Annotated in this window: 20 protein-coding genes; 12 read left to right on the forward strand and 8 right to left on the reverse strand. The window is 63.9% G+C overall.

The genetic code is table 11. The features are described 5' to 3' along the window. From ACIQ09_RS15430 to ACIQ09_RS15445, 4 genes are all read right to left on the reverse strand, one after another. Positions 1-505, reverse strand: a 505-nt coding sequence (locus tag ACIQ09_RS15430; RefSeq protein WP_398311681.1) for a TetR family transcriptional regulator C-terminal domain-containing protein, incomplete at its 3' end; no start/stop codon positions are given. Beyond that, positions 502-1,134, reverse strand: coding sequence for a uracil phosphoribosyltransferase (upp, locus tag ACIQ09_RS15435; RefSeq protein WP_398311684.1), 633 nt, complete (start codon positions 1,132-1,134; stop codon positions 502-504). The genes upp and ACIQ09_RS15430, both read right to left, overlap by 4 nt. 24 nt (positions 1,135-1,158) lie before the next feature. After that, on the reverse strand, positions 1,159-2,418 hold the full coding sequence (locus ACIQ09_RS15440; RefSeq protein WP_398311687.1) for a URC4/urg3 family protein: 1,260 nt from the start codon (positions 2,416-2,418) through the stop codon (positions 1,159-1,161). Continuing rightward, positions 2,415-3,659 (reverse strand): GTP cyclohydrolase II, encoded by a 1,245-nt coding sequence (locus ACIQ09_RS15445; RefSeq protein WP_398311690.1) that lies wholly within the window; start codon positions 3,657-3,659, stop codon positions 2,415-2,417. The genes ACIQ09_RS15440 and ACIQ09_RS15445 overlap by 4 nt, the downstream gene beginning before the upstream one ends. 403 nt (positions 3,660-4,062) lie before the next feature. Here ACIQ09_RS15445 and ACIQ09_RS15450 point away from each other — a divergent pair, with 403 nt between their 5' ends. The 11 genes from ACIQ09_RS15450 (at position 4,063) to ACIQ09_RS15500 (ending at position 17,271) form a co-directional block, all read left to right on the forward strand. Further along, the gene (locus tag ACIQ09_RS15450; RefSeq protein ID WP_398311693.1) at positions 4,063-4,620 is read left to right on the forward strand and encodes a hypothetical protein; all 558 of its coding nucleotides are present in this window, start codon (positions 4,063-4,065) and stop codon (positions 4,618-4,620) included. Positions 4,621-4,728: 108 nt separating this feature from the next. Further along, the gene (locus tag ACIQ09_RS15455; RefSeq protein ID WP_398311696.1) at positions 4,729-5,193 is read left to right on the forward strand and encodes a GDP-mannose mannosyl hydrolase; all 465 of its coding nucleotides are present in this window, start codon (positions 4,729-4,731) and stop codon (positions 5,191-5,193) included. 324 nt (positions 5,194-5,517) lie between these two features. Beyond that, positions 5,518-7,515, forward strand: coding sequence for a methyl-accepting chemotaxis protein (locus tag ACIQ09_RS15460; RefSeq protein WP_398311699.1), 1,998 nt, complete (start codon positions 5,518-5,520; stop codon positions 7,513-7,515). Positions 7,516-7,776: 261 nt separating this feature from the next. Next, positions 7,777-8,817: an NAD(P)H-dependent flavin oxidoreductase gene (locus tag ACIQ09_RS15465; protein ID WP_398311702.1), complete on the forward strand. Its 1,041-nt coding sequence runs from the start codon at positions 7,777-7,779 to the stop codon at positions 8,815-8,817. A gap of 302 nt (positions 8,818-9,119) precedes the next feature. Further along, positions 9,120-9,506, forward strand: coding sequence for a VOC family protein (locus tag ACIQ09_RS15470; RefSeq protein ID WP_398311705.1), 387 nt, complete (start codon positions 9,120-9,122; stop codon positions 9,504-9,506). 91 nt (positions 9,507-9,597) lie between these two features. Next, positions 9,598-10,851 (forward strand): esterase/lipase family protein, encoded by a 1,254-nt coding sequence (locus tag ACIQ09_RS15475; protein WP_398311708.1) that lies wholly within the window; start codon positions 9,598-9,600, stop codon positions 10,849-10,851. A gap of 141 nt (positions 10,852-10,992) precedes the next feature. Then, positions 10,993-12,090, forward strand: a complete 1,098-nt coding sequence (locus ACIQ09_RS15480; protein WP_398311711.1) for an NYN domain-containing protein — start codon at positions 10,993-10,995, stop codon at positions 12,088-12,090. 310 nt (positions 12,091-12,400) lie between these two features. After that, complete coding sequence (locus tag ACIQ09_RS15485) at positions 12,401-13,549, forward strand: PIN domain-containing protein (protein ID WP_398311714.1); 1,149 nt, start codon at positions 12,401-12,403, stop codon at positions 13,547-13,549. A 193-nt stretch (positions 13,550-13,742) separates the two neighbouring features. Then, positions 13,743-14,684 carry a hypothetical protein gene (locus ACIQ09_RS15490; RefSeq protein WP_398311717.1) on the forward strand — a complete coding sequence of 314 codons (942 nt, stop codon included), beginning with the start codon at positions 13,743-13,745 and terminating at the stop codon, positions 14,682-14,684. 45 nt (positions 14,685-14,729) lie between these two features. Further along, positions 14,730-16,466 carry a DUF262 domain-containing protein gene (locus ACIQ09_RS15495; protein ID WP_398311720.1) on the forward strand — a complete coding sequence of 579 codons (1,737 nt, stop codon included), beginning with the start codon at positions 14,730-14,732 and terminating at the stop codon, positions 16,464-16,466. Positions 16,467-16,728: 262 nt separating this feature from the next. Then, the gene (locus ACIQ09_RS15500) at positions 16,729-17,271 is read left to right on the forward strand and encodes a HEPN domain-containing protein (protein ID WP_398311723.1); all 543 of its coding nucleotides are present in this window, start codon (positions 16,729-16,731) and stop codon (positions 17,269-17,271) included. A gap of 299 nt (positions 17,272-17,570) precedes the next feature. On the opposite strand, the gene ACIQ09_RS15505 is transcribed toward ACIQ09_RS15500, so the two are convergent. Beyond that, on the reverse strand, positions 17,571-18,884 hold the full coding sequence (locus ACIQ09_RS15505; protein WP_398311726.1) for a type II toxin-antitoxin system HipA family toxin: 1,314 nt from the start codon (positions 18,882-18,884) through the stop codon (positions 17,571-17,573). Position 18,885: 1 nt separating this feature from the next. Then, positions 18,886-19,248 carry an XRE family transcriptional regulator gene (locus ACIQ09_RS15510; protein ID WP_398311728.1) on the reverse strand — a complete coding sequence of 121 codons (363 nt, stop codon included), beginning with the start codon at positions 19,246-19,248 and terminating at the stop codon, positions 18,886-18,888. 278 nt (positions 19,249-19,526) lie between these two features. Between ACIQ09_RS15510 and ribA the strand changes: the two genes are divergently transcribed. After that, positions 19,527-20,189 carry a GTP cyclohydrolase II gene (gene ribA / locus ACIQ09_RS15515; RefSeq protein ID WP_398311731.1) on the forward strand — a complete coding sequence of 221 codons (663 nt, stop codon included), beginning with the start codon at positions 19,527-19,529 and terminating at the stop codon, positions 20,187-20,189. A 236-nt stretch (positions 20,190-20,425) separates the two neighbouring features. Here the strand turns inward: ribA and folB are convergent, their stop codons facing one another. Together folB and folD are read right to left on the reverse strand one after the other, a co-directional pair. After that, entirely contained in the window at positions 20,426-20,812 is a 387-nt protein-coding gene (gene folB / locus ACIQ09_RS15520) for a dihydroneopterin aldolase (protein WP_374498550.1), read from the reverse strand. 1 nt (position 20,813) lies between these two features. After that, a complete protein-coding gene (folD, locus tag ACIQ09_RS15525; protein WP_398311735.1) occupies positions 20,814-21,719 on the reverse strand; it encodes a bifunctional methylenetetrahydrofolate dehydrogenase/methenyltetrahydrofolate cyclohydrolase FolD in 906 nt (301 codons plus the stop codon). Positions 21,720-22,078 lie beyond the last annotated feature (359 nt).

Consider the following 22,078-nt stretch of genomic DNA (forward strand, 5'->3'; position numbering starts at 1 on the left):
ACAGGCTGATGAAGAGATGCACCGGGTCCACCGGGGCCATGCGCCCGGCGGCGATCCAGCCCTCGATCACCTGCGCCTTGTCGGCCACCAGGGTGCGCAGCTCGCCGCGCAGATAGTCGCCGATCTCGGGGGCGCCGTGGAGGAGCTCGTTGGCAAACACCCGGGAGGCGTCGGGGTGCTCGGCGCTAAGGCGCATCTTGGCCGCGATGTAATGGCCCAGGGCCTCGCGGGGGTCGGCGTCGGGGGTGAGGCAGTCGGTCTCGGCCAGCCACAGGCGCAGGATGTGGCCGAGCACCGCCCGGTACACCTCGGCCTTGGTACCGAAGTAGTAGTGCAGATTGGACTTGGGCAGACCGGCGCGCAGGGCGATCTCGGCCATGGTGGCGCCCTGAAAGCCGGCCCGGGCAAACACCTGCTCGGCGGCCTGCAGGATGGCGCCCTCCTGCTGCTGGCGGATGCGCCCGCCTCGGCCGTCCTCCCGCGGAAGGCGCGCCGTTGCTGTCACTTGGTGCCGAAGATGCGGTCTCCCGCATCCCCCAGGCCGGGCACGATGTAGCCGTGGTCGTTGAGGTGGCTGTCCACCGCGCCGGTGGTGATGGGCACGTCCGGGTGGGCCGCCTGCAGCGCAGCGACGCCCTCGGGCGCCGCCAGCAGGCACACGAACTTGAGGCTGGAGACGCCCGCCTCCTTGAGCCGCGACAGGGCCGCGCTGGCCGAGTTGCCGGTGGCGAGCATGGGGTCCACCACGATCACCAGGCGGTCTTCCACATCCTCGGGCAGCTTGAAGTAGTACTCGATGGCCTCCAGGGTTTCCGGGTCGCGGTACAGGCCGATGTGCCCCACCCGGGCGCCCGGCAGCAGGTCGATCATGCCGTCGAGCATGCCGTTGCCGGCCCGCAGGATGGACACCAGGCACAGCTTCTTGCCGCTGATCACCGGCACCTCGCAGTCGGCCACCGGAGTGGTGACCTTGATCATCTCGGTGGGCAGGTCGCGGGTCACCTCGTAGGCCAGCATGGCGGCGATCTCCCGCACCAGGCGGCGGAAGTTGTCAGTGGTGGTGTCGGCGCTGCGGGCCATGGACAGCTTGTGCTGCAGCAGGGGGTGGTCGATGACGGTGAGGGGTGCGGTCATGGTGTCCTCCAGCGCGTGGGGTTTCTAAAAGACGGTACCGTCACTGACGATGTTGAGCGGCGGGCCGCCCCCGGGGCGACGCTGGGCGGCGATGCGCCGGCCGGCCGACCAGGTGCCGCCTTCCAGCACCCGTGCCAGGGGGAAGGCCTCGGCGCTCACCCCCAACTCGCCGCGCACGGCGTCGGCCAGGCGGTCGAGGCCGATCACCGTGAGCGCCCGCCATTCGACGATGGACGGGGCGTCCACCGTCCAGGGGTGGGTCCAGAAGCGCGGATCCCGGGGCTGGATGAGGCCGAAATCCAGCAGCAGGCCGCCGTTGCGGTACTCCGGCAGGCCGGTGAGTTCGTCCAGGCCGGTGATGCTCAGGCCGGAGGCTTCCAGGGGTTCGAGCAGGGAATAGGTGAGCCACTGGGTCAGCTTGTGGAAGGGCAGCAGGCCATCCTCCGGGCCCGGGTGACCCCAGCAGTCCCCCAGGGACACCCCCTTCAGGTTCAGGCGGCCGGGCCACACGGGGCCGAGGGCGCGCAGCAGGGTTTCGAGGATGAAGGACGCCGCCACGCGCCCGCCCGTGGCATGGGCATGCAGGTAATCCACCAGCCGGCCGGCCCGGGCCGGCACGCCGAACACCGCCGGTGTGGCCGCCATCACCGCGCCGAGGCGCTGCAGCAGGGCCAGGCGCCCGTCCAGCCCGATCAGCGGGTTGGCAGGCCCGACCTGGAAGGCGTCGGCCAGGGTCTCCGGTGCCAGATCAATCAGGGCGCTGGCATCGCAGCGCAGGGGGTGGGCCGCATCGGCCGACAGGGCGCCACCGGCAAACAGCGCCAGGCTGGCCACGCCGAGGCCTTCCGAGCGGCTCAGGCGCTGGCCGCTGGCCGCATCCCGGTAATGCCAGTCGGGGCCGGCACCGGCATCCAGCAGCACGCTGGGGATCACCAGATCCACCGCCACCCGGGCAGCTTCCAGGCGGTCGCCATCCAGGCCGGAAGTGGTCAGCAGGGCCCCCCAGCGATCCACCCCGCCAGCCTCGAAATGGCGCCAGCGGGCGTGGTAGGGCACGTCCAGATCCGGGTAGTTGAGGCGGATGGTGTGGGCCACGTACTCGGCACACTGGGGGAGCTTTTCCGGATGCCAGGTGAGGAAGGGCGAGCGCCCGGCCTCCACCTGGGCCATCACGATGCTGCAGCGGCTGCGCACCGCCCTCGCCGTGAGCAGGCTGGCGGCCGGGTGCCCGGCGGGCACCGGGGTGTGCCAGCCGGAGGCGGGGCGGTCGGTCAGAACATTCATGCGTGAAGCTCCCTGCCCTTGGCGAGGGCCAGTTCGGCGGCGCCGGGGGGCGCCACCGGGGTGAAGTAGCCGGCGGCCGTCTTGGCGTCCATCTCGACGCGGGCATCGGCCGGAATCAGTTCATCGGGGATCGCCACCTGCTCGACCACGACAATGCCTGCCTTGGTCAGGGCCCCATGCTTCATGTTGCTCATGGAGGCCCAGCGGTCGATGCGGGTGATGCCGAGCCAGTGGAAGACATCCGGCATAAGCTCCTGGAAGCGCATGTCCTGCACGCCCGCCACGCATTCGGTGCGCTCGAAGTAGGTCTCGGCCCGGTCGCCGCCATACTGGCGCTTGCGCGCGTTATACACCAGGAACTTGGTCACCTCGCCCAGAGCACGGCCCTCCTTGCGGTTATAGATCACCAGGCCCACGCCGCCCTGCTGGGCCATCTCGACGCACACCTCGATGCCATGGGCCAGGTAGGGACGGCAGGTGCAGATGTCCGAGCCGAACACATCCGAACCATTGCACTCGTCGTGCACCCGGCAGGCGATGCGGGTGTCGGGGCGGCCGAGCAGGCTCACGTCACCGAAGAAATACAGGGTCATGCCGCCAATGGGCGGCAAAAAGACTTTCAGGTCCGGGCGAGTCACCAGCTCCGGGAACATGCCCCCGGTCTGCTCGAACAGGGCCCGGCGCAGGGCCCGCTCGGCAATGCCAAACCGCTCCGCCACCCCGGGCAGGTACCACACCGGGTCGATGGCCGCCTTGGTCACCCGCACGTCGCCGTTGGCTTCGAGGATGTCCCCGTCGGGCACCAGGCGCCCGGCCTCGATGGCGTCGCGCAGCTCGGGCATGTTGATGTGGGCGGTGGTGATGGCAATGGTCGGGCGGATGTCCATGCCCGCCGCGATCTCCGCCGCAAACTCGTGGGCCACCCGGTGCCCCCACGGGTCCAGGGACACGATGCGCCCCGGATCGCCCCACTGGGGATGGGGGCCGATGGCCGCCGCCGGCACCGTGTTGGTCAGGTCGGGGCGGTGATCCGCCTGCAGATTGCCCGCCGCCACGGCCAGCGCCCGGTACACCGCGTAGGAACCCGAGTGGGTGCCGATCACGTTACGCATGGCCGGCTCGGCCAGGCCCGCCACCAGCGGCCCCCGTGCCACGGCGCTGGTGGCACCCCAATCGATCGCCGGCGCCTGGCGGCTGCCCGCACCCCTGGGATGGGAAGTCAGAACGATGTGGGACGCCATGGCTCGCTCTCCTGAAAAACCTGACCATATGGTCAGTTTTTTACAAGCGAGTTTCATGCCACGCAAAATCCCCCGTAAAACCGGCGAAATCGCCGCCGGCCCATGCACTGCCGTGACACAACATGCGCCGGAATGGTGCGGAACAAAGGGGCAACCGCACATGGCGCACGCGGAATAGACATAGGTGCGACTTGTAGAAGCGACTCGTAGGGGCGACTCGTAGGGGCGACTTCAGTCGCCCACCACGCGTTAATCACCGGCAGGCCGTTGATCAGCGTCCGCGGGCGACTGAAGTCGCCCCTACATATCTATGCTGCAGCCGCAGAAGAAGGCGCATCCGTGGAGCAAACGGGCGGGGATGCTGTCCAAGGTGCACGCCACACTGCGGAGAGGATGGCTAGCCATGAGAACTCTGGTGTTTCTTGCCACCGGCCTGCTGGCCGGGTGTGCCAGCCTGCTGCCGACCTCCCGCCAGGATGTAAACAACCCCTGGAACGATTTCGACGAGGCGAAGAAGAGCTTCGACGAGATCGTGCCCTACACCACCGACCTGGACACGGTGCGCCGGCTTGGCTTCGACCCGTACAAGACGCCGAACATGCAGATCCTCAACCACTCGCAGGTGGTGCGTGCCGTGCTGCCCTCGCCCCTGCAGGAGCGGGCGATGATTCCACCGGGCATCCTGGACTGCATGAAGGCTCAAGAGGGCTGCGTGGGCTACTTCATGGAGCCGAGCCGCATCCACCGCAACCGGGTGGGCAACTTCACCCTCGACTTTCTCAACTTCAAGCGCGACACCCTGACCACCGGCTGGCGCTTCGGCGCGCTGATCGTGGTGATCGACAACCGGGTGGTGTACAAGCAGTGGAGCGGCCGACCGCGCATTGAGGAGACCGAGCTGCGGCGCAACCCCCTCGGCCCACTGCAGGGCATTGGTGAATCCCTCAAGCCCCTGCCCTGAGCCGGGCTGGAACACCCTCACGCTGATCGGGTAATCTGCGGGCCTATTGTGCGGCGCACCAGGCGCGCCGCGCCGCCCGCCTCTCTCCCGATTCAGGAAACACCCCCCATGGAAGACCGAGAACGCTTCGTAGAACTGATCCGGGCGCTGCCCCTTGTGTCGGTGGATCTGGTGCTGGTGCGCGACGGCCGCGAGGTGCTGCTGGGCCTGCGCAACAACCGCCCGGCCCAGGGCTGGTGGTTCGTGCCGGGGGGCCGCATCCTGAAGAACGAGAAGCGCGCCGACGCCCTCACCCGGGTGGCCGCGCGGGAGCTGGGCATTGCCGACATCCACGCCCTCAAGCCTGCCTTCCTGGGGCCTTTCGAGCATTTTTACGCCGACTGCTTTGCTGGCGACAACGGCGTGAGCACCCACTACGTGGTGCTCGGCCATCGCATCGACGTGCCGGCGGGTTTTGAGATCCCTGGCAGCGACGACCAGCACGAAGCCCTGCGCTGGTGGCCCATCGCCGAAGCCCTGAGCAGCGACAGGGTGCATCGTTTCACGCAGGATTACCTGCCGCTGCTGGGTTAGCCCCCGTGGGGGCGACTTCAGTCGCCCACCGAGCGCGGATTACCGGCAGGCGCGGGATCGACGTCCGCGGGCGACTGAAGTCGCCCCTACCGAAGGGACTGCACAGACCGTCAGACGACGCGTCAAGTCCGCGGGCGGCTGAGGGCGCCCCTACCGAAGAGAGTGCACAGACCGTCGGACGACGCCTCAAGCGGAGTTTTCCTGGGTGAATTCGACCCCGCAACGGCAGACAGCTGAAGAGTCTGTGAGCGCGCGAATCGGTGCTAAAGATTGAGCTGCATTTGACGTAGATCAATAGAGTTAAACTTTATTTCTAGGTGTTAAATGAGCTGGCAAACCATGGGTCTGCGGACCAAGCTGATAACCGCGACGGTCGTCACCGTCGCCCTGGGTTTCTCCGTCACCCTCGGCATCGTCACCTACAAGAGCTACACCGCCACCTACGCCCAGGGCGAGGCTCTGGCCCAGGCCGAGGCGATGGATGCGGCGGCCAAGGTGCGCCTGCGCCTGGACAGCGCCATGTCGGCCGCGCACAGCCTGGCCCTTGCCCTGGAGGGCCTCCACGGCGCCGGTGGCCACAGCCGGACCGCCATCAACGCCCTGCTGCTGCACAGCCTTAAGGGCCGGCCCGAGGTGCTCGGCATGTATACCGGCTGGGAGCCCAACGCCTTCGACGGCGACGACGCCCGCCATGTCGGCAAGGAAGGCCACGACAGCACCGGCCGCTTCGTGCCCTACTGGCACCGGGGCAACGGCCAGCCGGCCCTGGAGCCGCTGGTGGATTACACCAAGGAAGGCGCCGGCGACTATTACATCCTAGCCCAGCGCAGCAGCAAGCCCCAGCTGATCGACCCCTATTTCTACGCCCTCAGCGGCAAGCAGGTGCTGATCACCTCGCTGGTGCAGCCCATCCTCAAGGACGGGCGCTTCCAGGGTATCGCCGGGGTGGACATTGCCCTCGACACCCTGCAAAAAGAGCTCGCTGCCATCCGCCCGCTGCAGGCCGGGCACGTGGCCCTCTACTCGGCCTCCGGGCTGGTCGTCTCCCACCCCGACGCCGCCCAGCTGGGCAAGCCCGCCAGCCTGCCGGCCGAAGCCATCTCTGCCCTCAAGGACGGCCGCAGCCTGCGCTGGAGCGATGAGCAGGGCCAGGTGAACTTCCTCGAGCCCACACGCATCGACGGCCCCGACAAGAGCTGGGCCACCGTGGTGTCGGTGCCCACCAGCGCCATCGTGGGCTCGGCCGAATCCCTGCGTGCCACGGCCATTCTGCTCGGTCTGGTCAGCGCCGGCCTGATCACCGCAGTGCTGTTTGGGCTGCTCACCGCCCTCACCCGCCCCCTCACCCAGCTCTCCCGGGCCATGAGCGAACTGAGCAGCGGCGACGCCGACCTGACCCGCCGGGTGCCCATCGACCGGGCCGACGAGCTGGGCCGCACCGCCGCCTCGCTCAACGCCTTCCTCGACCGCCTGCAGAGCATGTTCCGCGACGTGCGCGACGAGAGCCAGGCTCTGGCCAAAGGCCTGCGTGCCGTCAATCGCTCCACCGAGCAGGTGGCCATGAGCTCCCGCACGGTGGCCGACACCACCAGCGAGAACGCTGCCACCATCGAGGAGATCACCGTCTCCAGCGGCCACATCGCCGACCACGCCCGGGAGGCCGACGAGGCCATGCTGACCACCCGCGAGCAATCCCGGCGCAGCGCCGCCGCCGTCAATGCCATGGAAGCCCAGATGCGCAACATCGGCGCCACCATCGAGCGCCTGGCCGGCTCCCTGGGTGAGCTGTCGGCCCGCTCGCAGCAGGTGGCCGGGGTGGTGCAGGTGATCCGCGAGGTGGCCGACCAGACCAACCTGCTGGCCCTCAACGCCGCCATCGAAGCCGCCCGTGCCGGCGAACAGGGCCGCGGCTTTGCCGTGGTGGCCGACGAGGTGCGCAAGCTGGCCGAACGCACCGGCAGCGCCACCCTGGAGATCCGCTCCACCATCGAGTCCATGCACCACGACACCGAGCAGGCCGTCGCCGGCATGACCGGCACCCGCAACGAGGTCGAATCCGGCATCGCCAACGTGGCCGCCGTGGCCCGGGAGATCGCCGCCATCGAAGCCAGCATGGAGGCCGCCGCCCTGAGGGTGCGGGAGATCGCCGAAGCCACCCGCGAGCAGTCGGCCGCCACCACCGCCCTGGCGCGCTCGGTGGAGGTCACCTCCAACATGGTCACCAGCACCGACGACGCCATCCAGAACGCCTCCGGCACCATCGTCCAGCTCGACCAGGCCTCCGGCCGGCTGGGCGAACTGGTGGGGCGCTTCAAGCTCTGAGTGGCCCCCAGGGGGCTGGAGGGGGCGTAGGACCGTAGGGACGTAGGGGCGACTTCAGTCGCCCGCGGACTTCGATCAGGGGATTGCCGGTGATCGACGCGCGGATGGGCGACTGAAGTCGCCCCTACAAGTCGCCCCCGCAGGTCGCCCCCGCAGGTCGCACCTACAAACCGCGCCTGCCGGGGGCGATGGGTGTTCTTTCACCCCACGCCCGGCCCCGGCACAATGGTCGCCCACGCCAACACCCGGAGCGGCCCCGCCATGTCCATCACCGAACTCTTCGGCATCGACCTGCCCATCATCCAGGCGCCCATGGCGGGCGTGCAGGGCAGTGCCCTGGCCATCGCCGTCAGTCAGGCCGGCGGCCTGGGCTCGCTGCCCGGCGCCATGCTCACCGCCGACACCCTGGCCCGGGAGATCGGTGCCATCCGGGCCGCCACCGACCGCCCCTTCAACGTCAACTTCTTCTGCCACACCCCACCGCAGCCCGATGCCGAGCGCGAGGCCGCGTGGCGCGCCGCCCTCATCCCCTACTACCGGGAGTTCGGCATCGACCCCCAGGGCATCCCCAGCGGCCCCGGGCGCAGCCCCTTCAGCGCCGAGCTGGCCGATGCCATCGCCCCCTTCCGGCCGCCGGTGGTGAGCTTCCACTTCGGCCTGCCCGCCCCCGCGCTGCTGGCCCGGGTCAAAAGCTGGGGCGCCCGCGTGCTGTCGTCCGCCACCACCGTGGAAGAAGCCCTCTGGCTCGAAGCCCACGGCGCCGACGCCATCATTGCCCAGGGGCTCGAAGCCGGCGGCCACCGGGGCATCTTTCTCAATGACGACCTCAGCACCCAGACCGGCACCTTCGCCCTGCTGCCGCGCATCGTCAGCGCCGTGCGCATCCCGGTGATTGCTGCCGGCGGCATTGCCGACGCCACCGGCGTGGCCGCCGCCCTGGCCCTGGGCGCCGCCGGCGTGCAGGTGGGCACCGCCTACATGCTGTGCCCCGAAGCCACCACCAGCCCCGTGCACCGGGCCGCCCTGCAAAGCCCCGACGCCGGCCACACCGCCCTCACCCGCCTGTTCACCGGCCGGCCGGCGCGGGGCATCGTCAACCGCTTCATGCGCGAAATCGGCCCCCTCAACCCCCTGGCCCCCGCCTTCCCCCTCGCCACCGCCGCCGTCGCCCCGCTGCGTGCCGCCGCCGAAAGCCAGGGCAGCGCCGACTTCTCGCCCCTGTGGTGCGGGCAGAACCCCCTGGGCTGCCAGGAGATCGGCGCCGGCGAGCTCACCCGGGCCCTGGCAAGCAAGGCCGGATAAGACACATCCCGCCTGCAGGGGCCACCGGGGGCGACTTGTAGGGGCGTCTTCTGTCGCCCACCACTCGCCGATCACAGGCAGTCCCTTGATCCAAGTCCGCGGGCGACTGAAGTCGCCCCTACCAGGCTACGCAGCGCGCGTGGGCTGTTGCGTCTTGCGGGCGAGTCGCCCCTACCAGGCTACGCGGAAGGCATGGGCCGCTGCGTCTTGCAGCCCGCCGGCAAGATCGCCCCGACTTGCCTATGCTTACGGAGGTCCGCCGGACACACCGGCCCCACCCCCAACACCAAGGAGACCCCACCATGAACAACCCCGTCGGCTGGTTCGAGATCTACGTGGACGACATGCCCCGCGCCAAGGCCTTCTATGAGACCGTTTTCGGCGCCCCCCTGACCCGCCTCGAAGCCCCCGAAGACCCCGCCAGCCCCACCCTGGAAATGTGGGCCTTCCCCATGCAGGACAACGCCTACGGCGCCACCGGCGCCCTGGTGCGCATGCCCGGCTTCCGTACCGGCGGCAACAGCGTGCTGGTGTACTTCCACTGCGCCGACTGCGCCGTGGAAGCCGCCCGGGTCGTCCCCGCCGGCGGCGAGATCCAGCGCGACAAGTTCGCCATTGGCCACCACGGCTTCATCGCCCTGGCCGTGGATACCGAAGGCAACATGATCGGGCTGCATTCGATGGCCTGAGCGGCACGGCCGGCGCCCCGCCCCCGCGCGGAAAAGGCCGGCCAAATGCCGTTAAGATATGGGCCGTCTCCCAGAAACGACCGGCCCGACCATGCCTCGACTGCTCGCCCTGCTCATCCTCATCGCCAATCTGGCCGGCTGCACCGGCTTTCTCGATCTGAAGCACGACCTGAAAACCTATCAGGACACCATCACCCACGTATCCGGCACCCTGGCCGCGCCCGACTGCCCCAGCTGCGCGATTCTCGTCGTCGCCCTGGACAAGCAGGGCCAGCCCCTGAGCTACAAGGTCTTCGAGCACCCCGGCCGCTTCGACATCCTGGTCAGCCCCCGCGCCGCAAAGCTCTTCGTGTTCCAGGACATCAATCACGACATCGCCTTCAACCCCGGCGAACCCTACGCCCCTCACACCCTGCCCAGCGCGCACCCGGACGGCACGCCGCTGACCGGCATCGACCTGAAGCTCAGCGCCGCAAGCAGCCCCCCGCCCGCCGGGACCTACCCCGACGGCAACCTCTTTGCGCTGCGCAACAGGCTGGTGGCCGGCATCGACGTCCAGCTGGGCAGCGTGGCCAAGCTGAACGAGGCCCGCTTCGACCCGGAGCGCGCCAGCATGGGCATGTGGCAGCCCATGCAATTCCTCAAGGCCGGCCTGTCGGGCATCTACTTCCTGGAGGACTATTCCCCGAACAAAACACCGGTCCTGTTCGTGCATGGCATCAACGGCACCCCCCGGGACTTCGCCGAACTCGTCAGCCGCATCGACCGCAACACCTACCAGCCCTGGCTGTTCTACTACCCCTCGGGCCTGGAGATCCCCACCATCGGCGATGCCCTGCTCAACATGCTCAACGAGCTGCGCCAGGAGCGTCACTTCAATGACCTGCACATCGTGGCCCACAGCATGGGCGGGCTGGTTTCGCGGTCCCTGCTCAATACCTGCCGCCTCGAAAGCGAGTGCGACTTCGTCCGCACCTTCACCTCCATCTCCTCCCCCTTCGGCGGCGCACAGGCGGCCAAGAGCGGCGTGGAATACGCCCCCGTCGTCATGCCGGTGTGGCGCAGCATGTCACCGGAAGGCCCCTTCCTCACCGACCTCTTCTCCACCCCCTTGCCCGCCGGCGTCGAACACCACATCCTGTTCGGCTTCCGCAACGTCGCCACCCTCTCCGCCACCAGCGGCGACGGCACCATCCCCCTAGACAGCCAGCTGCGCCACGCCGCACAACAGCAGGCCGCCTCCCTGCGCGGCTACGACGAAGACCACCTGAGCATCCTGCGCAGCGAACTCACCGGCACCTACGTCAACGCCATCCTCTCCCGGGTGCCCCCGCGCCAGCCCTGAACCCGGCCGTACAGCGCCGGCCCCCGCCGGCGGGCACTTCCGCACTCAAATCCAGTGCACCGCATCACTTTTCCCGCCACCAGCTCCGGTGGCACCATCTCTCATATTCCCGCCCCATAAAAAGAACTGCGTCATCACCGGATGAAGCACGAACTCCAGTCCCTTGCCGTGCTCATCGACGCCGACAACGTCCGCCTCGACACCCTCACGCCCATCCTCGACGCCACCGCCCGCCTGGGCCGCGTGACAGTACGGCGCATCTACGGTGACTTCACCACCCCCCACCTGGCCGGCTGGCGCCTCAAGCTCTCCGAACACGCCATCCACCCCATCCAGCAATACCGCAACACCACCGGCAAAAACGCCAGCGACAGCGCCCTCATCATCGACGCCATGGACCTGCTCCACTCCCGGCGCTTCGACGGCTTCTGCCTGGTGAGCAGCGACAGCGACTTCACCCGCCTGGCCACACGCATCCGCGAAGACGGGCTGATGGTCTTCGGCTTCGGCGAAAAGCAAACCCCCAGCGCCTTCGTGAACGCCTGCGACCGCTTCAACCATGTGGAAGAGCTAACCACCTCGCCGCTGGAAGTGATCGCCACCCATGCCGCCCGGGCCGAAACGCCCGCCGCAGCCAGCGCCCCGGCCGCACCTGCCACCCCACCAGCGACACCCCCTGCCCCCGCAAAACCCGCCCCCACAACGCTCCGCCCCCTGCCCCAGGCCGCAGCGGCCCTGCGTGACGCCTACCGCGGGATGGAAGCGGAAGACGGATGGGTGATGGTGGTGAAGCTCTATTCAAAGATCCGCAGCAGCCAGCCGGAATTCAAGCCGCCGCTATTTGGCTGCAGCAGTGATCTGGATCTGATTGAAAAGACCAAAGCCTTCGATCTGGAAAATCGGCCGCACAAGAAGGGGCATAGCTATTTCTGTCGGGCGAAGGATTTCGGGGTGCCGAAAGCTGTGCCTAAGGCTGCCAAAGCGACCAAGGCGGTGGCGCAGCCTCAAGCCAAGGCTGGGCTTGATGGCGCGAATACGCATGCACTGCTACAGGCGGTGAAACTGGCAACGACGGGAAATGGCTGGGCGCCGGTGCAGGCAATTGGGGTTCAGTTCAAAGCAATGGGGAAAAGCATCAAGGGGTCGGGACATTCCACGCTGACGAATGCGCTGAAGGCGACGGGGAAGGTAGAGATGCGGGGGAGTGGGATGGGGGCTTGGTTTAGGGGGAAGGGGTGAGGAGAGGGTATGGGTCCGGAGTGGAGGCAGAAGTGGATATCCGCCAACAGCAGCTATCGGCCAGAAGCGGCCGGTCGCCATCCGATCCAGATAGCGGCCATTCGGGCGGAACGGTATGCTCTACACCTACGTGCCACATGATCGGATCAACCCACTATGCCGGCGCTGCTGCTTTTCCTGTTTTGTTATTTGCCTTGTGAGTAGTTCCTTCCTTTAAACAGCAACTTGCAAAACATGTTATCCGGCATTCCGATTTTATGCGGCAGAACTGTCGCCCTATAACAAAGTTAGATTCCTTAGTTCACCAAAGATGACCACACAAGATGAATCCGACGAGGTTGCAGGCGACTACGCCGCCTTGACCGTAGACACATGTATTTTTGACTCGAACGGCTTGCTACTCGATAGAGGGCTCCTACGTCAATTGCACCAATTTCAAGAAAGCCCTATCGATTTAATAATCTGCGACATTGTGCACAGCGAGTTAGATAACCATCTAAAACAAAAAGCTACAGACGCAAAGAGTAAAATTGCAGCGGCATTAAAGGCGGCGAACCCTCACTTGGGCATAGATGAGGGCAGTCTAGCGAAAGCTCACGAACTGCTCTCAAACGGTGCAGAAACCGACATTTCCAAGAAGAGGCTGCAAGAATTCTTGAACGCTTGCGGCGCTGTATTAATAAAAGCTTCGGATTACATCGAAATATCCGAGGTCACAAGCCTCTACTTCGCCGGTGAGCCACCATTTGAAGCATCGGGCGACAAAAAGAGCGAATTCCCAGATGCAATAGCCCTGCTGACACTGGAAGCTTGGGCGAAAGAAAGCGGCAAGAAGATTCTGGCGGTCAGCACTGATCGAGGATGGAAAGCGTTCGCAGAGAAATCAGAATGGATTGACGCAAGCAGTGACCTCGCAAAGTCAATAGCCGCATTCCAATCAAAAAATGCACCAAGCCTTATTGCGAAATACCTGCGCGAGGATCTGGCAAAAGAACACAAGAGCAAATATTTCGACGAAATTGCAGACGCCATCAAAAGCTCCCTAGATGGGATCGATATAGAAATTGAGGCCAGCGCAGCCTACTACTACGAGCCTGATGAAATTTATGCAACTTACGATGATCACACCATCCTCACTGACAACGCAGGAAAGCCAAGAATCAACCTAGTAGGCAGTGATTCGGATAGCGTCACTGTAAACATCGCATGCGAAGTATCCTGCACGGTGCACGCCAGCTTTGATCTGCAGGCATGGGACTCGATTGACAGAGAATATTTATCTATTGGCAGTGTCTCAAGTGAAGTTCAAGACACATATCAAACAGACGTCTTGATCACCCTGAGCGGCGAACTAAGCCAGGGGCTCGAAGGGATGGAAATAGAAGAAATTGAGGTCACCGAAACTATCGGTCACGCCGATTTTGGCAACATTGAGCCTGATTGGGGGTACGAAGAATGAGTGGCGCCCAGAAATCTAACTGTCGGTTCAACGCGGACGCCAACACTGGCCATGGCTTCGCCATTTTCATGGCCAGTGTTGGTGCCCTACGCGCTTCGCGCTCCGGCGCCGGCTAACCTGGGCGTTGGGCCTCGATATGGACCTATTAGCGACTCTTCGCACAAGAATGTGCACCCTCGCTGAGGGCGAGTACATGCCCGGCCTGCGCGCGGTCCTACTACATATCGAGACTGCGTTCAGGCACCTCCAGCGCGGTCAGGAGACACAAGACGAAACAGCCTTCACCGACGCGATTTACCGAAGCAACCAAGCATTTGAGGGCAGTATCAAGGAGGCGTACAGGGTATTGGCTGGAAAAGATCCCGATCGCATGCGACCATTCGACATTGAGGGCTACCTTGAGAAAAACAACGTCTTTCGCACCCGCATTCTCTCGCTGTTTACGAATTACCGAACGGAATGGCGCAATCCATCGACACACGACTACAAACTCGATTTTGATGAAAGCGAAGCGTTTCTTGCCATCGTTTCCGTGGCTGCGTTCGCGTGCCTTCTCCTAGATCAAATCGCGGAGCACCTTGCCTTTCTCGCGGCGAAACAAGAGGCGGAAATCAACAAACCATTGTTGGAGCAGCAACTGCCGAAGAAGACCGAACCTCTTGTGGATCGGCTTACTCAAGCACTGCTGGCCTTTGCGCAACAGCATCAACCGGTGTCGTCATCGACAACTGCCCAAATGGAAAGTCAGCTCGTCGGTGCAATTTCCGGATTCCTCGCGAGCGTGACACCTGAGTATCAGGTGCGTTCCGAGGAGAAGTTGGTTTCCGGGAGGCCCGAGCGCGCTGACTTAGTCATTCAAGATAAAGAAGATCGGGTCGTCGTGGAGTTGAAGCGCGCACGATGGTCGAGGGCAACGTACCACAACGCGCTCGCTCAGCTGGAGCACTACCTGCTGCTCTCGAATACGCCAGGGGGGATCCTTTACTTTGCCTCAGAGGCGCCAACCGAGTACGAAGTTGATCAGCATGAGGTTCCAAACAATCACGGCCGGATTGTCATCCTTCGCCCGAAACGCGAGGCCCAACCCTTCGTTGCAGGGCACGCTCCGCCTACCGGCGGCGCGCCCCTAAACTAGGACATTCGGCATCATCACATTCACCCAATTTCATAGGGCATTAACGTGAGCTACAAACCGCGAACGCTTTTCGGCCTAATCGAAGATATCAACACATCTCTCTTTCTGCCGCACATTCAGCGGCCCTTCGTCTGGGAGGAAGAGCAGATGCTCCGACTATTCGATAGCTTGATGCGCAACTACCCGATCCAGACACTCTTGTTCTGGAGGACTAAAGATGAGATTAAGGCTCGCAAATTCATGGAGGAGGCCGAATGGGATCCTGATCTCAGCGACTTCTACGAGCCGAATGTCAGCAAATCCGGGGCTGAGAAGGTCTTCGTGCTCGATGGGCAACAGCGAATGCAGACGCTCTATGCGATCTTTCGAGGTGCCATATTGTCAGAGTCGGGCGTTCGCCTAGAGGCGTACTTTGACGTAACGAGTGGCGACAAAATGACTGATACCGGTCTTCTGCATCAGATCAAGTTCTCCAACGAGCCGCTTCCCCTTCCCTGGTATCGGGTCGCTAATCTTCTTGGTGCACATGCTCAGCGCAACGCTGAGGAACTTGCCGACGAACTCAACGAGTCCCTTGATGCGCTGAACGCAAGCAAACCTGTTGAGCAACGCGACACAGAAGAAGTCAGGCGCAGTAGGGAAAAGCGCGTGAGGCGAAACATGAGTCAGCTCATTTCGCTCCTACGGGAGGAACGCCATTTTTGGGTCCAACAGCTTGACGGTGTGGCGGACAAATTCCCGTACAAGACCGTGCTCGACATATTCGTTCGCGTCAATTCGGGCGGAACCAAATTGGATGCCTCGGATTTGATGTTTGCCGCGATGAAGGAAGGGTGGGGCGAAATCGAAGAAGCTATCGAAGAGACGACAGAGTTGCTGAACGGCGCGAACCTTCAATTCGACAAAACCTTCCCGTTGAAATGCCTCTTGGTCGCGCATGGGCGTGGTGCAGAAGCATCCGCAGAGAAGTTCACTGGCGCCGACGGCGAGAAGCTCCTAACCGACATGGAGGCCAGTTGGGAGCGAGCGGAGCATGCGTTTCAGGAATTGCGTGATTTTCTCGCCAACGACCTCAAGATCTTCGCTGACAAAGTCATCCGCAGCTATACAAGCTTCATCCCGCTCTTCGATTATCTCTATCAAAATCCCAAGCCGAAAGAAGCTGATCGGGCGCTGATGCGTGGCTACCACTACAAGGCACAACTATTCGGTTGGTACTCGCAAAGCACGGACACAGTAGTCAACGCCTTGCACGGCATCGTTGGGAAGCCGTGTCCGGGTGGATTCCCAATCGACGACGTGAAGGCATATTTTGCCGGTCGGAGCAGTCAAGGCGAGTTGAAAAAGCATCAACTCACGGAGACACGACTTCGGTTCATCTTGCTGAATCTTGTGTATGTCGACCAGATGGGAACCTCGCCCTTTGATGTGAAATACAAGGGAAATGAGCCCCACGTCGACCACATCTACCCGCGCCACGCATCCCTGACGAAGCTTGGACTTCCGTCGTCCGAAGTTAACCACCTTGGAAACTATCGGTTCGTTGGCGCCACCGACAATATCCGCAAGCGCGGCGAACTTCCTGCGAGCTACTTTTCTCGCCTCAAGCATTCTGGAGTCGACATTCGCAAACATCTCTTGCTCGACAGTTTCTCTGCCGACCCGTCGCAACTTGCGTTTGATGAAGATAACTATCGCAAATTTCGCGACGAACGTTTAGAGGCCATCTGGCAAATCGCCAATACTATCGTCAACCCTGAAAACAGTAAGGTTGCGACGTGATGCCGAACCCGGCAGTCGAGCGGACCCGCGCGAAAAGCAGCGCCGGCCGCTCACTTCTACGCTGAACGACAGCTTTCCTAAAAGCTCAACGGCAACATTGGGTCGGAACCTGTCTGTCCTAGGTGCTGCAATCAGTCAGAAGCTGCCGTACGACTCATCGATCCAAAGCGGTTGTTGGCATAAGCTCTGTAGGATGACATTAGACAGCACCCGATGAGCTTTCGAGACAACAATCCAATCTTACTTGAGGTTAGAGACTCCCATGTCCCGCGCATACCAGAGTTTTGAGTACAGCATCAAAGACGCTGAGGAGCTACTCGCCCACTTCGATACTATCAATGCAAATCCCCCACCTGCAAATGCCGAGGTACTGAAACGTGCTGGCTTGGTTATGGCCTTAACAGCTTGGGAAACTTACGTCGAGGATCGGCTACTCGAAGAAATGAACAAGAAACTAGGTGTGGTCGCTGGAAGTTACGTCGGTGATTTTGTCATGAAAAAATTGCACACCGATCTCAAGCAATTCCACAACCCAAGCTCGGATAAAACAAGACGCATATTTCAAGAATACTTGGGTCTTGATGTCACCGAAGGATGGTCATGGGCTAACTATGAACCTGAAAAGGCAAGAAGCACTTTGAATAGTTGGATCGCTAAACGCGGAGATGCCGTTCACCGATCCAGGCCCATAAACAACGGCGCTCCCGTTCCGCATCTAATTAAACGCGACGAACTAGAAAAGGCAATTCGCTTTATAAAAGATCTCGTAAAAGCCACAGACGCCTATGTTGACAACAATCTCTAAGCTTTTTGGTTGGTCTTTGGTGAGCAAGTGCGCCGGTACGATCACGGCTCACTTCTGAGAATAAAAATGGCTTACACAATGCGTGTCCTAATCAATGATTTCGCGATCAGAAGCTTCCGCAGGGAATCAGGGGACGGACCACAGTATTACCAATCCGCGACGCACTGCGCGGGAGGCGGCCTGCGAGCGCCTGGACCCGCAATCGGCAGCAGGCCGCGACGCGGCCCCAGGACGTGGGCGTGCAACGCGCCCTGGCGAACCTTGCGCAGAGGTGCAGCGCGGACTGCCGCTGAAGGGTGTCAGGGTCGTCGGAACGGGCTTGTCCGCTTTTTCCTGGCCGGCGTTTCATGGAATCGGGCCGGGTTGAAACCGGTGCGCTGAGCAAGGAGGTGTTCACCATCGATGCGCTCGGCCAGGCTTTCGATGTCGCGCGCGCTTACACCGACCTGGGCGAAGTGCGCCTGCCAGGTGCTCACAAGCTCAATGACGGCGGCGATCTCTGCAGCGGCTTCTGTGGGCAGCAGGCCGAAGGCATCGCACTGGGACATGGCATTGTCGAGCGTCGAATCGCGGCCATGGCTGCCGCAGATGAACTCCTGGAAGCCCTGCCCCGAATTGCTCGGTAGCACGTCGTAGGCCGGCGCCAGTTTCAGGCGGCCATTCCGGTGCAGGTCCACAACCAGCAGGGCGTGATTCTTTTCGTGATCGTCGGTGTTGTCGACCAGGATATTGAAGACCATCCGACGGAAGAGTTCACGGGCGTCGCGCTGATGGGTGTCGTCCTGGGTGATGCCCACCCGACGCAGGATCCGGGCGAGTTCGGGGTAACCCAACTCGGGCTCCTCCCCGGACGGGGTGGCTGCACGGATGGCGGTGCCAGCCGAGATGGCGTGAATCCGCCGGCCTTGCTCCCGGTCGAAGCGGCGGATCGCGAGGGCGTGGGCGCCCGCAAGAGGGATGATCTGCGTTCTTGCCACGGTGATGCCTGCACGCTCGGCAAGCGTCATCGTCGCGTGCTCGATGAGCGGCGTGTCCACGGGCTCGCCGTTGAAGAACTTGATGAGCCACTGCTCGCCACCGATGTCGATGAGGGCCTTGGGCTTTGCGCCACCGAGGCTGCCACCGGCGCGAATGATCTTCGCCTCCATGGCGCTGATGGGCTCTGCGGCTTCGATCTTGGCGACCACCTCGCTCAGCCGCTGCGCGTCGTCGAGTCGCGGCAGCGGGCTCCCTGCGCGCGGGATGTAGGAGGTGGACGACCGGGAAACGCCGAGCGCGCCAAATCGGTCGTCACCCGCGTAGTAGAGATACTCCATGAGGGAGAGGCGCCCGGGCTTGTCCAGGAAGCGGATGACCTTCTCTCCCCAGCGGTCCGGCCGTGCATCGTCCACTGCGCCGACCGCACGCTGGGCATCGGCCGCCAGGCGGCCCGGGGGCAGGTGTTCGATGTCGACAAGGGGGAGATCCTCGCTCAACGCAAACCCATCGGCCAGCCATGCCTCCCCGTAGCGCAAGGAGACGCCCTTTCCGGCAGCGACCAGCCTCAGTGCGCCGACATGGCGCGGGGTGGCAGGATCGCCCAGATACCACAGGAACAGCTCATCCAGACGCATCTCAGTCTTTCACCCGCTGCATGCGGGCCTCCGCGGAAGCCTGGGCGCGTTTGCGCCCCAGCTCCACTGCCGCACGCACATCCATCTCGATGGCGCCCCGGTCGTGTTCGGGCGCAGCGAGGGCCCCCAGTTCGCCATCACGCTGGATCAGCCAGAGGGCGGTGGCGACGATGCCGATCCCCACGGCGGGGTCGCCGGCTTCGAGCCGCTGCAGCGTGGGCACCGAGACGCCCATGCGCTTCGCCCAGGTTTTCAGGGATTCCTTGCGGCGCAAGCGGGCCACCGCGAGGTCGGCACCCAGCTTTTCAATGGCGGCGGCCGTGGCTGGCGGTAACTGCAGGAGAGCACGAGCGGTTTTAGGCATACATATAGATTGTAGTTAACTAATGACTTACGTAAACATCTATATTTATATTTGTCTCATCTTCTTGCTGCGTCGGCGAGTCGCCCAGGCCTGGCCCCGTGCGTCAGTCTTTCACGGAACTGTCCGTCTGCAATGGGCTCAATGCATCAGGATGTGCCGCCCGATGACCGTTTTGGCGTTGTTACACCCGCGCGCTCGTGGTAAACCTCCATCCTCGGCCTGGCGCTTTTCCTTACGCGCATCGGCCTTCGGATCACCGCACTTGCTTCAACACATTCATGCCCACAACCGCCCCCCCCACCGAGTCTTACCGCCACTCCGAATGGCTGGCTTCCACCGAGCTGCCGACCACCCACGGGGTGTTCTCCATGCACGTTTTCCGCACCACCGTCCCGTCGGCGAGCCAGGGCTTCCAGGAGCATGTGGCCCTGGTGTATGGCACAACGGAAGGGGTGGCCGGGCTGCCGGTGCGGGTTCATTCCGAATGCCTCACCGGCGAGGTGTTCGGCTCGCTCAAATGTGACTGCCGCGACCAGCTCGACCTGGCCCTGTCGGAGATCGTCCGCCTGGGGGCCGGCATCGTGCTGTATCTGCGCCAGGAAGGGCGGGGAATCGGTCTGGCCAACAAGGTGATGGCCTATCAGCTCCAGTCCCAGGGGCACGACACGGTGGACGCCAACCGCCTGCTCGGCCTGCCCGACGATGCCCGTTCCTACGAGATGGTCCCGGAGATGCTGGCCCACTTCGGTGTGCCCAGCATCCGCCTGATGACCAACAACCCGGACAAGCTCGCCAAGCTCACCGGGCTGGGGGTGAAGATCGAAGGCTGCCTGCCGGTGATCACCACGCCCAACACCCACTCCATCGGCTACATCCGCGCCAAGCGCCAGCGCATGGGGCACGCCCTGCCGGACATCCCCGGTAGCGTTAAGACCCGCTAGCAGCGGGCGGAAAGCAGCACGCGCCCGGCTGGGGCGAGTTCGTGCTGCAAGCCGCTGTCTGACGCAGCGTTTCCTGTAGGGGCGAGGTGTAGGGGGCGACTTGTAGGGGCGACGTCAGTCGCCCACCACGCACCGATCACCGGCAGGCCGTTGATCAGAGTCCGCGGGCGACTGAAGTCGCCCCTACATGGCATCCCAGCCGTCCGTCCAGGCGCGGGTGGGGCATCCGGAGTGCCCTAGCCTGCCACCACCTTCACCGCTTCGCGCTTCCATTCGGCGCTGCGGGTCACCGACACGCGGCGGGCCTTGGGGACGGCGAGGGGTTTGGCCAGGGTGATCTCGGCACGTTTGATGGGGAAGCGCTGGCCGAGCACGTCGAGCATGGCCTGGCTGAGGTGTTCGAGCAGGTTGAAGTGGCGGCTGGCGAGGAGTTCTTCGAGGGCGCTCACCACCTGGTCGTAGTCCACGGTGTGGCGGATGTCGTCGCTGCGGCCCGCCAGGGTGCCATCGATGGCAAGGCGCAGGTCGATGTCGAGGGGCTGGAGAGCGGCGAGCTCGTGGGCGTAGATGCCGATGGAGGCTTGCAGGCGCAGGCCTTCGAGGCCGATGAGGCAGTCGTCCATGTCAGTGCCCCTTGAGGACGGGGGCTTCCCAGTCCTGGTAGTCGTCGGTCTGGCGCATGCGCAGGGCGCGCTCGGCCGAGCGCAGGGTGTTCTCGATCAGCATGGTCACCGTCATCGGGCCAACGCCGCCCGGCACCGGGGTGATCCAGCTGGCCTTCTCCTTCACCCCCTCGAAATCCACGTCGCCAACGATCTTCCCGTCAGGCAAACGGTTGATGCCCACGTCGATGACGATGGCCCCCTGCTTGACCATCTGTGGCACGATCAGCCCGGGCTTGCCGGCTGCCACGATCAGGATGTCGGCGAGGATGGTGTGCTGGGCCAGGTCACGGGTCTTGGCGTGACAGATGGTGACGGTGGCTTCACGCTGCAGCAGCATCAGGGCCATGGGTTTGCCGACGATGTTGCTGGCCCCCACCACCACCACGTTCTTGCCGGCCACGTCGGTGCCGGTGGTGTCGAGCAGCAGCTGCACGCCGTAGGGGGTGCAGGGCGGGAAGATGGTGTTGCCCACCACCAGCCCGCCGACGTTGTAGAGGTGAAAACCGTCCACGTCCTTGTGCACGCTGATGGCCTCCAGCACCTTGCGCCCGTCGATGTGGGGCGGCAGGGGCAGCTGGATGAGGATGCCGTGCACCGCCGGGTCGGCGTTGAGGCGGGCGATGGTGGCGAGGACCTCCGATTCCAGCGTGTCGCCCGGCAAGGCGATGTGGAAGGAGCGCACCCCGCATTCCTCGCAGGCCTTCACCTTGTTGCCCACATAGACCCGGCTGGCCGGGTTGTCGCCCACCAGGATCACCGCCAGACCCGGGGTGACGCCCTGGGCCACGAGGGTGCCGACGCGGGTCTTGAAGCCTTCGCGGAGTTGTTTCGAGAGGGCCTTGCCGTCAATGATGCGGGCAGTCATGAATTCAGTCTCCTGCAAAAAAACGGGGCGGCCCGAAAGCCGCCCCGGTGAAACGCCTTGCGGGGCGAGAGGGAGAAACACGGTTGCGGGCAGGCCGGTGATCACAGTCCGCGGGCGACTGAAGTCGCCCCTACGGGGAAGGCTGCAGGCGGCATGGCGGGATCTGACGCTCCTGTAGGGGCGACTTCAGTCGCCCATCGCGGTTGATTCATCGGCTTGCCCTTGATCGAAGTCCGCGGGCGACTGAAGTCGCCCATACGGGGAAGGCTGCAGGCGGCATGGCGGGATCTGACCCTCCTGTAGGGGCGACTTCAGTCGCCCATTGCGCTTGAATCATCGGCATGCCTTTGATCGAAGTC

This window comes from Zoogloea sp., assembly GCF_044344315.1.
Classification (GTDB): Bacteria; Pseudomonadota; Gammaproteobacteria; order Burkholderiales; family Rhodocyclaceae; genus Zoogloea.